Source organism: Mucilaginibacter agri, from assembly GCF_009928685.1.
Taxonomy (GTDB): Bacteria; Bacteroidota; Bacteroidia; order Sphingobacteriales; family Sphingobacteriaceae; genus Mucilaginibacter; species Mucilaginibacter agri.
This window is the reverse complement of record NZ_WWEO01000019.1, coordinates 1-2360: the sequence shown is the minus strand read 5'-3', so window position 1 is coordinate 2360 and position 2360 is coordinate 1. Positions and strand designations below refer to the sequence as shown.

Below are 2360 nucleotides of genomic sequence, written 5' to 3'. Positions count from 1 at the left end.
GATTGCAGCGGCATGTGTGACTTGTTGTCCGTGAGTAAAGTAAGCGGACATTACAAAAATGTTCTTTGTAATAACTGATTATCTGGTGAATGGGAACACCATTCCATCTATTTGAACAGATGAAAACACTTTCCTCATTTATACAGGTGGCAACTGTATAGGTGCAGCAGGGAAGAAAGCAAGTACGAGTGGAATCTGACACTCAATCCTTTGCGAGTGTAGAGGTATGCGTAGGCAACGAACCTATGTTTGAATCATCGTCACTGTCAACAAGCCTACTCAGATTATTCAACTACGGTTGTAAGGCTTGCCCAAAATGGGAACGATTACAGGATTGATGGTTATGTCGTCCATCAATCGTTCAAACAATTGTAATCCGGTGAAGAATAGGACGCTAACCCTTAGTCAATTAAGACCATACAGATAATCGGAACAAGGTAATCTTATTAAGGCTCTGCTGTAGCAGAGGGAAGCCATCCTTATGCCTTAATAAGAAGAGATTGGGTAAAAAGCAAATGCCTTTGGGAAAGCCAAAGGATAGGCAGACGTACCCACGACGTTAATGATAGATTTAGTAAGTAGCAACTTAAGACGATGAACACGGCAATACGACCGATGTATGAATGGAACACAATTAACTGGACGAAGGTTCAGCGTAATGTTTTCAAGCTGCAAAAACGGATTTATCAGGCAAGCATGCGCGGAGATATAATATCTATGCGCAAACTACAAAAACTGTTATTGAAATCTAATGCCGCCAAGCTATTGGCGGTTAGGAAAGTAACACAGGACAATCAAGGCAAGAAAACAGCGGGTGTTGATGGTGTAAGAAAACTAACGCCGGTGCAGCGAATGAAACTTAGCAACCAAGACTTATTGGAAGCAAAGGTTAAACCAACGCGCCGAATATGGATTCCGAAACCAAACAGCGATGAAAAACGCCCTTTGGGCATACCCGTTATGAAAGACCGTGCTGCACAGGCATTGGTTAAATTAGCCCTTGAACCCGAATGGGAAGCGAGGTTTGAACCCAATAGTTATGGGTTTAGGCCTGGTCGCTCAGTCCATGATGCTATTGAAGCAATCTTTTTATCAATCAAAAGTAAGCCTAAATATGTATTAGATGCCGATATCGAGAAATGCTTTGATAGAATCAGTCATGAAAAACTGTTAACAAAGTTAAATACCATTCGCAGCCTAAGAAGATTGATTAGGGCTTGGTTAAAAGCCGGGGCGTTAGAGGATGATGTATTTAATCAGACTGAACAAGGCACGCCGCAAGGCGGCATAATTTCTCCGTTGCTGGCTAACATTGCATTACACGGCATGGAACAAATCGTTAAAGAGAAATTCCCTGTTCGTGGCGGCCCAATACTAATTAGATATGCTGATGACTTCTTAGTCTTTCATAAAGATCTCGCGGTTATAAATCATTGTAAGGCAGCTATAGAATTATGGCTTGCAGATATTGATTTAAACCTGAAAGAGGAAAAGACGAGAATTGCACACACCTTACTACAAGATGAACATGGCAACCGGGGGTTCGACTTTTTAGGTATGCACATTGGCCAATACAATGTTGGCAAAACGCATACAGGAAAAAACAACTATGGAAAGCCTCTCGGCTTCAAAACCTTCATTAGGCCATCGAAAAAGTCTCAAAAGAAACAACATAAAGCCATACAAAACATTGTACGCCGCAATCGTACAATAGAACAAGAACGCCTGATAGAACAACTAAATCCTGTCATAAGGGGATGGAGTAAATTTCATTCGACAGTTGTATCAAAGAGGGTGTTTAGTAATATGTCACACAAGTTGTTTCAATCTTTGAGGCGATGGGCGAATCGAAGACACCCGAATAAGACCCAAACTTGGGTAAACCGCAAGTACTGGCGATTGGAAACCGGTCGTTGGACATTTGCTGCTCGTAAAGGGAAGCCTCTTAGGCTCTATAGTGAAACTCCAATCATCAGACATGTCAAAGTTAAAGAGAACCGCTCACCATATGATGGAGACTGGTCTTATTGGGGCGCAAGGCTTGGTCGATACCCTACGTTATCAAACAGGAAAGCCATGCTTTTGAGGAAACAGAAAGGTCGATGTTCCATATGCAAATTACAGTTTACATTAGGCGATGATATGGATACCGACCATATTATTCCTTTGCATTTGGGAGGAAAAGATATATGGGCTAATGTGCAATTATTGCACGCTTATTGTCATGTCACCAAAACGAGGAAAGACAGCTTGCTTCATATAAATGATTAACGTACGAGGAGCCGTGTGAAGGGAAACTTTCATGCACGGTTCTGAAGACCAGCCGTAGAGGCGACTCTACGGCTGAGTTTAATCCTTTT

At 41.9% G+C, this 2360-nt stretch carries 1 protein-coding gene; it reads left to right on the top strand.

All coding sequences use genetic code 11. The features are described 5' to 3' along the window. Positions 1 to 594: 594 nt before the first annotated feature. The gene (gene ltrA, locus GSY63_RS00065; RefSeq protein WP_166583812.1) at positions 595 to 2271 is read left to right on the top strand and encodes a group II intron reverse transcriptase/maturase; all 1677 of its coding nucleotides are present in this window, start codon (positions 595 to 597) and stop codon (positions 2269 to 2271) included. The last annotated feature ends 89 nt before the right edge of the window (positions 2272 to 2360 follow it).

What these genes read in the sequence shown, in the direction of transcription:
- ltrA (WP_166583812.1), top strand. Translation starts at nt 595, where the DNA reads ATGAACACGGCAATACGACCGATGTATGAATGGAACACAATTAACTGG.